Annotated in this window: 4 protein-coding genes; all 4 read right to left on the bottom strand. The window is 43.3% G+C overall.

The window, feature by feature from the left end; translation table 11 throughout:
• On the bottom strand, positions 1 to 210 hold a 210-nt coding region (locus B9T16_RS05565; RefSeq protein ID WP_410244281.1), incomplete at its 3' end, for a phenylpyruvate tautomerase MIF-related protein.
• A gap of 10 nt (positions 211 to 220) precedes the next feature.
• Entirely contained in the window at positions 221 to 700 is a 480-nt protein-coding gene (locus B9T16_RS05560) for a flavin reductase family protein (RefSeq protein ID WP_410244280.1), read from the bottom strand.
• Between the two features lie 160 nt (positions 701 to 860).
• Positions 861 to 7,136 (bottom strand): glycosyltransferase, encoded by a 6,276-nt coding sequence (locus B9T16_RS05555; protein ID WP_410244279.1) that lies wholly within the window; start codon positions 7,134 to 7,136, stop codon positions 861 to 863.
• 32 nt (positions 7,137 to 7,168) lie between these two features.
• Positions 7,169 to 8,743 (bottom strand): methyltransferase, encoded by a 1,575-nt coding sequence (locus B9T16_RS05550; RefSeq protein ID WP_410244278.1) that lies wholly within the window; start codon positions 8,741 to 8,743, stop codon positions 7,169 to 7,171.
• Positions 8,744 to 8,753 lie beyond the last annotated feature (10 nt).

Below are 8,753 nucleotides of genomic sequence, written 5' to 3'. Positions count from 1 at the left end.
TTCCAAGACAACGGTAAACGCTTCCATATAGCAGACCGGGTCCGTGGTACCACCAAAGGTCATAGGAACATCAGGTTCAAAAGCAGTCATCACATAGGATTCGGGTTTACTTAGATGTTTAGCCAGGGATGCTGACAAATCCTTGAGTAAACTTTCAACTTGGGATTTTTCCGGTTGAGAAATCGATGTTTTGACTTTAATCAGTGGCATAAATCCTGTTTTAACCTCCGTAATTCCATCCTGTACTCGCTAAGGAGAGAATTTCCCCTTCTCGGTGAACTCCGGCCGCGATTACTTCCCCGACGAAAACCGAGTGGTCACCTTTTTCCACGCTACCAACTACATTACACTCGATGTAGCCTAGAGAATCTGAGAGAATCGGGCAGCCTGTTTCTCCTAGGTAAAATTCCAGGTCCTCGAATTTGCTACCGACTAAACGCTGCGGCTTAAAGAATTTTTGGGCAATGTCTTTTTGTCCCAATTCTAAAAAAGTCAGGGCGAACACACCGCTGGCTTTAATCATGGCGTGGGACCGGGAGTCATTGCGAACGCAGTTTACCACTAGGGGAGGTTTAAAGGATGACTGCATCACCCAACTGGCGGTAAAACCATTGATGTCGTCTCCTTCTTTGACTCCACAAATATATAGGGCGTGGGGCATTGTTCGGAGAATAGTTGTTTTTGCTTGTTCGTCTAGCATGGGTTTTTCAGTCTAGGTCTTGTAGTTTTTAGTTTACCGTTATTTTGGTTATGAGAAACGGAATGAGGGCGAAAAATTTAGCGGGGATGTTGAACAAGGAGCAGATATCTGGTTGTGGGGTTTCCGGGAGAGGGAAGTTCCCACACGGAGTCGGATGATTTTAGAACTGTTTGGGGCGTAAAACACATAAACAGAAATCTGACGCTAAACCTCCGGGTATTTCCATCAGGATTTCTTCAAATTCTAATAATAGCCTAACTAATGCTTCTGATTTGGGGTCGCCGGGTAACAGTTGCGTATGTTCTAACAGGGGATACAGAGGATGCAGAATAGCACCGCCAAAGGGATTGTATACCTCGATATTAAAGTAGTATTCGATGAATGGTAAAATTAGCTTAGAACGCACGGCTTCGGATGGGTCGGTGGCGAAGACTTGATGAATGGTGGGATTGATAAAGTTTTCTTGAATTCCAGAACGCAAGATTTCCCCAAAGCATTTATACAGGCGGTTAATTATTTGCACCTGATGGGGGCTATAAATGCAGTAATTATCCCCTACATATTCATTGATGATAAAGTAGCCATCGGGGTGAAGGCAGCCGTGAACTATGCCTAAAAATCTCTCGATTTCTTTGACGTGATGTAAGGATCCCGAACAGAAGGCAATATCGTATTTTTTGCCTTTATCAAGAGTAAAGGTATTGAAATCGTCCTGATAAAAGTTGATATTAACTCCCACATTGGCCGCAGTTTGGCGGGCAATATTTAGGGATGCTTCGGAGAAATCAAAGGCATCAATATGGTTGGCAAACCTTTCTTGTGCCATGACGATTTCATGGTTGCCGATACCACAACCTAGGGAGATTAATTGGTCGAAATTTCGCGGGGTAAAATAGTCTTCAATTAGCCATCGTAGCCAATATTTTTGACTCTGACCACCAGACATTCGCTTATAAATGGTATTAGCTACAATGGGGTTGGATACCCACTGACTAGCTATGGCTGCAGTGGGGTTGGTTTCCCAATAGTTTTTATCCTGGGGGGCTTCTATGGTAACAGTTTCTGGTGGCACTGGGGTTTCGGGGATGGTTTCTGTTTCTACAACTTCTAATTCGGGGGCTTCCTGGGATAACTGAGGATGAGGATGAGGATTCATTAAATAGGCTTCTTGGAAAATCTCACCATAGGCTGCTGTCATCTCCTCAAAGCGATTGAGGGAGTCTAGGACATATTTGGCATTTTGGGCGAATTGCTGCCTTTTAGGCTCATTTTCGAGCAGTTCGGTGAGACATTTGGCTAACTCATCGGGTTGATTGGGTGTATAAAATAGGGCATTAATTTCACAGCGCACTTGTTCAGGAATGCCAAATACAGGGGTGGTGATAATTGGTAAATCAAAACCCATGGCTTCTAAAATTACGCGGGGATAACTTTCGATGCGGGAGGTGCAAATAAAGATATCCGCCGCGCGATAATAAAGGGCTGTTTCGGGGGTTTCTGGGACTACGGAAACGCGACTGCGTAAGGACTCTGGTAGTTGATTAACTAGGTTGGCTAATTGACTGCTATACAGGCTGGGTCGATCGCCTACAATTAAACAACGGATGCGAGAATGCCATTGGGGGGGTAGTAAGGGTAGGGCTTTCACTAGGTCTTGTTGACCTTTGCGATCGCATACTGTTCCTAATAATAAAATCGCGATTTCTCCGGGGTCAATATCCAAGGTTTCGCGGGCTGATTTCCTCGTCCATTTTTCTGCCTGTGTTAAAAGGCGATCGACATCCAAGCCATTATGAATAGTGATAAAATTATGGTGGCTATTCAGTGGCAAATATTGGTTACGGGTAGCATCAGCCACAAAAATCACCCGATAGGGGAAGTGGAAACACTCCAAAGCCTGGGCAGCAATTTCACCCCCAAAGCGATTAAAATAGGTCTGCCACGGTTCACTTTCATGGACATTCCACACACAGGGAACCCCCATATTTTCGGCGGCGGCTACCATAAAGAAATTCTCTAAAGTATTCGCATAAACCAGGTCATAACTATCAAGGCGTAACTCCTCAGCTAAAGCCGAAATAGCCTGACCATAACCCTGTCTATCGTAAACACCAGTTAAGGGATGTTCTCGGACTATTACTTTAATTCCCTGCTGTTCATATACTTGTCGCAGGGGTCCATCAGTCACACTAAAGATGACCGGTTCTATATCCCCATCTCCCGCCAATTTTATGGCTATTTCTAGCTGATGTAAAGGCGCTCCTGTGTATTCTAAGGCATTGCTACACATCAGAACTTTAGGCTGAATTTTGACAGTTAAGTTATGCCCAAAATAGCGCCGGGGTTGTATTTGGAACCACTCATTAGCCAGAGATAAATGGGGGCTATAAAACGGGTCTATTTGATTAGCATACCGACGGCGGAAGGTAGCGACCTCTTTGGGGTTATCCCCAAAACCGCGACTGGTTCCTTCCCTGTGAATTAACTCAGCATCAGGACAATAAACACAACGATATCCCGCCTCAGATAGTCGATAGCCATAATCTGCGTCATTATAGGCTACAGCAAAATCAGTCTCATTAAAACCACCCATTTCCCAAAATAGCGCCCTAGGAGTTAGTAAACAAGCGGCGGTGACGGCTGAGTAATTTTTGACTACTTTAGAATAGGCTAAATAACCAAAATCATCTCGGTGAGTCAGTTTAAAAGCATGACCTGCTAACCCATGATGTAACCCATGAATAATTCCGGCGTGTTGAATAGTATCATTGGGGAAAATCAACCGCGCACCCACAGCCCCCACCGCCTCAAATTGACCATAACCCATCATTTGAGATAACCAGTCTGGATTAATTATTTCGGTGTCATTATTGAGGAATAGCAAATAATCAGCTTCTACCTGTTCAGCGGCGCGATTATTAATGTGGGCAAAACTAAACCCAGTTTCGGGATTAGAAATTTTCAGAACCCTACATTTGGGTAAGTCTGAAAAACTGGCTAAATATGCCAAGGTTTGGGGGTCATCACTTTGGTTATCAATGACTACAATTTGATAGTTTTGATAGCTGGTTTTTGCCAGGGAATTAATACAGGCTTGCAACAGCTTTAATTGATTTTTGGTGGGAATTATAATAGCTACGGAAGGTCCGCTATGGGGGAAAGTATGGCTAAATATACCTAGATTTAATTTAACCGCCCATTGGGGTTGATGAACAGTAGCGGCGCTTTGACGGCGGGCGATCGCATCAATTATGGCATTCTGACCCGCCTGGAAACTAGCAGGTTTGGCGGCACCAGAAACAGCAGTGGAACCGGGTGCAGTACGCCAATGATATAATACTAGGGGAATATGACCGATTTGGCGAGCTTTTTCCGTTGCTCGTAGGGCAAAATCATAGTCTTGGGAACCTTCATAACCAATGCGAAACCCTCCTAATTCTTGGAAGAGGGAATGACGCACTACTAAGGCGTGACCCATGTACATATAAGATAGTAGTAATTCCGGCGACCAGTCGGGTTTAAATTGGGGCGCAAACCGTTTACCTTGGGTGTCTATTTTGTCATCATCACTATAAAGAATATCTGTTTCTGGGTTGGTGACTAGGTAGAGGGCAATTTCTGCTAAAGCGTCGGGGGTGAGTTCGTCGTCATTATCCAGAAATAGGATAAAGTCTCCGGTAGCGAGTGAGGCGGCGCTATTGGTGGCGGCGCTAATATTGCCATTTTCTGACCGGAAATATAGCTTGATACGGGGTTCGGTTTCGGCTAGTTGATTTAGGGTTTTAGCAACTTCTGGGTCGCTGCTACAATCATCAGCTATACAGAGTTCCCAATGGCTGTATACTTGACTACAAACACTGGCGATCGCTTGTTGTAAAAACTCTATAGGAGGGTTATAAACTGGCATCACTACCGAAATTTTCGGCAAAGCTGTCGCCGGAACCGCCGCCAAACGGTTACGCAAAATATCAGCCGCCCTTTCTGTCCAGACGTTAGCTTTTAACCAAGCATCATAAGGGTCAATAGTCGCCGGAATTTCAAACCCTGTTGGTAACAATACTTCCCCAGGAATTTGGCTAGTTTGGTCGTACATTTCCGACATTCGCCGTATGATAGTCGGAATTTCCCAAGGCATGGGAATTAAACGACCAAGACGTTGTTTACGTTCAGCCGCCCGTTGTCGAATAGCCGCGCTAAGTTTAATTAACTGTTTAGTCTTACCAGAAACTTTATTGAGAGGGTTAACGCGCTTAACAGTGAGGGGCTGTTGTTTTTCTAAGGCTACTGTTTCCCCATTTTCCAATTGTGCCTCAAGGGAAATATTCCAAGTTCCCGGAGGTAAATTAATCAACACTTCCCAACCACTATTAGAACTACCTACCCAGTCAGAGAAAATTTCCCCCACGTCACCCCGTGGAAGTCCATAGGCACATTCTACAGTTTGCTGTCCATAACGTAGGAATAGTTTAGTAATTTGGTATTGAGGGTGACAACACCAACCCGCAAATAGAGTTTCTCCCACTGGGACTATATTTGTATTAGGTACATCAAATGCAGCTTGTAGGGGTGAAACTCGCAGGGGATATTCTCCGAACTGATGCCATTGTCCCCTAGTGTCTTTCACTTCTAATTGCAGTCTATTATTACCTGGAATTAGGGGAATTTGTACCCGAAAACCACAGTTAGAACTACCTGGGACGTAATCATATATATTCCCCACGTCCAGGCGTTCTATATTATAGGTTCCCTCGAATATTTCATCATTAACACGGGCGCGAACAGCCTCTAAATTGAGCTTCCCGGTATGTAAACACCAGCCCTGAACTTGCATATAACTATCCCGACACCCCAGCAATTCCCAATTAGTCGGGTTATCAATAGAAGACAAAAACCGAGGTTTGAGGGTGCGTCTGGCTTGCCTTTTCGCCGTAGCATATTTAGTGCGAATTTTCCAGAATTTAGAGGCTTTAATCGCAGCCAATTCCCCTTCCGCCAAGTTCCGCGCCATTTGGGTCTGTCCGAGTTCCTCCTCTAGTTCTCGGAGTTTAGCAAAGGCTTGCTTAAATTGTACTTGGCTAGTTTGTAGTCGAAATTGAGTCTGTCCTAATTCGGTTTCTAAACTGCTAATTTTAAACTGGGCGTTATGTAGTTTAAATTCCGTCGTTCCCAGTTCGGTTTCCGTATTAATTAATTTACTCAAAACATCTTGATATTTGATATCAAAATCTTGATATTTGTCTTGGATTTGTTGCAGTTCCCCCTGGGTTTTTCCGAGTTCTTGTTCCGTGGCTACCAGTTTAGTTGTGGCTTCTTGCAAACCCACTTCTAGGTTGTGGGCGTGGGCTGTCATTCCCCGCAATTCTAGGGTGCTTGCTTCTAGTTCCCCTTGGGTTTTTCCTAATTGTTCTTCGGTGGTAACTAATTTGGCGATCGCATCTTGTTGTTTAATCTCTAAACCATTCAGTTTTAGTTGAGTTCTACCTAGTTCAGTTTCCTTACTAACCAACCTATCTACAGCATCATGAAAATGGTCTTGCCACAGCTTAACATCAGCTTCTAAAATACCGCATTCTTTTTCCAGTTGCCGAATATTTGACCAATCTTTAAACGCCCAACTAGGACTCGGCTTTTGTTGCACAGCTTCCCGCTCAAAATTATTTAAACCACTTCCCAGATTTTTCGCCGCTTCTTCTAGTTCTTGATATAGGCTCAATGCCTCTGGGAAGTAATAGCCAATTAATCCTGGTTTCCTACTTTTAATAATTTCATTGATTAACAGACTTTCGTCAAAATTGCTGCGGTTATCWTCAATTGTTAACCCTAAACCAAGATTTTCATTTATTGCCTTTATAAAATCTTTGGGATAATTTCCCACCTTATAAACATTAGAGATTAAGCATCTTTGGGGATTATTTTTATAAAAGTTTAGCAGCTTGTTATTATAAAAAATCCACATTTTAACCGCCATTTCTGGGGAAGTAATTAAGGCTTCATCTGTAGACCTACGATAAAGAGAGTCCACCACTTCCCAGGGAGTTCTATAAACAAAAATAAACTTAGCTTCTGGTATCAGTTCCCCCCAAAAATCCAACAGCAGAGTCGTCCTCGGATCTTTCCATCCCCAGGGAGATAATGGGTCTTGATTTTGGGCAATTAGCTGTTGTGCCTGTTCCCGTTGAGTCGGTGTTAATGATATCTTATCTTCCGCCACGCAGCCCAATTCATCAATGCCATTATCGCGCAAAATCTCTTTATGAAATTCCACAAAATCAATATTTTCAAAATGACCCTTGATATTTCCATAATTGGAACCCACCAAATTTTGACCAATATTGACACCATACTCCTGGAGCAAAGAAGCCGTCAAGGAAGTGCCAGAACGGTGCATTCCCGTGATAATTAAAATTGGTGATTGACCCTCTGCTGCTATGTCCATAGATTTTACTTAACTAATTCAGATCGATGCGGCTATTCATTTACAGGCAAGCCGAGAACACGCTTTAGTTTAAACCATTTTGTCCGCAGTTTCCAAAACTTGCTACTCTCCATTGCCTGAATACGATTTTCCAGGGTATCAAGCTGATGACTCATTATCTGCATTTGGGGCTGTAGATGCTCCCATTCGCTTTTTTGGGCGAGATATTCTGTCTGATATCGGCTAATTTCAGCTTCCGTCTCGAACTTTCGCGCCTGATATTGGTCTATCTGGGATTGATATTGGGCTATTTGCTGCTTATATTGATCTATTTGGGATTGATATTGGGCTATTTGGGATTGATATTGGTCTATTTGGGATTGATATTGGGTTATTTGGGATTGATATTGGTCTACGGTGGCTGTCAACTGTGCCTGAGTTTGGGTAAGTTGCTGGCGTGTAGTAGATAGTTGAATGTCCCAATTTCTGCGGCTGGAGATAGCCACTAAGCGATCGCCTTCTATAATCGCCTGTAAGCCCTTGCTAGAGACAATTTTGATGATTAATATATCCTGGGGCGAAATCTGGTCACTAGAGAGGACACAGGACCAGCCGGAGAGCAAAAAATCTGGCTGTTGGTAGTGGGCGACAATATCGGGTCGTTCCTCAGAACAGGGATAGACACCAATAAGGCGAGAGTCGGACCACAATTGAATCTCTAAAGTTACCCCAGGGTTAAAATCAATAGCCCATCCACTGAGGCGAACTTCTCCGTTAGGTTGAATATAGCAGTAGTCAATTTTGCCTTCTGGATGATGATAGAATGCCAGAGGATTAGGGGATGCTACAGAGCGATCGCTTACCGCATAAAGGTCTTGATAGCGGTTTAAGCCTTTAGGAATGCGGGTAATTTCAGCATTACCATCACTAATTTGGTCAAGTATTCGCCGCACATATTCTTCCGTCACCCAGGTAGTGCCATACTCTTGTTTATCGAGAGATTTACTTTCACTATCTGGACTAAATACTAACCCCGTTTCCGACCTACGGATATGGGGGTCTAATAATTCCATATCCAAGACGCTAAATAATAGTAAACCCCGCCTTGATTTCAAATCATAAATTTTTTGCATCCAGCCTTCAAAAGTAGTGGCTGGCATATGGCTAAAAAACGAACTAGCCATAATCACATCAAAACTGCGATCAACTTGATAATCTTCAGGTAAAGAGGTGGAATATAKTCCCTGTACTCCAAAGTATTCGCTTTGGAATTTAACCGCCTTTTTATAGATATCAGAAACCCAGATTTTTTCTGGTGGTATTTCTTGGATTAAAAAGCGAGTGAACCGACCATATCCACAGGCAAAATCTAAGAAGGACTCCACCGCCTCAAATCCGCCAAAATGCCAATCAACCAACTGTTTTACTGTGTCCAAAATCGCCCGACCCATAGTATAGTAATAGGTTAAAGCACGATGGGAGTTTTTATCTTCGAGTTGATTAAATACATAGGAGTACATTTCATCGATCGCCATAATTTCTGGTTTAAAAGTTTCAGGCGATCGAGCCAAGGTCTGAATCAAAACATCCACCAGGGGATTATCATGAACAAAAATATTAGTTTTCATGGCAGATGTC

It is taken from the genome of Arthrospira sp. PCC 8006 (assembly GCF_046480465.1).
Lineage (GTDB): Bacteria > Cyanobacteriota > Cyanobacteriia > Cyanobacteriales > Microcoleaceae > Limnospira > Limnospira platensis.
Note: the sequence above shows the minus strand (reverse complement) of the source record. Positions and strands in the feature narration are given on the sequence as shown.

Excerpts from the sequence above, each read along its gene's own strand:
- B9T16_RS05560 (WP_410244280.1), bottom strand. The coding sequence starts at position 700 with ATGCTAGACGAACAAGCAAAAACAACTATTCTCCGAACAATGCCCCAC.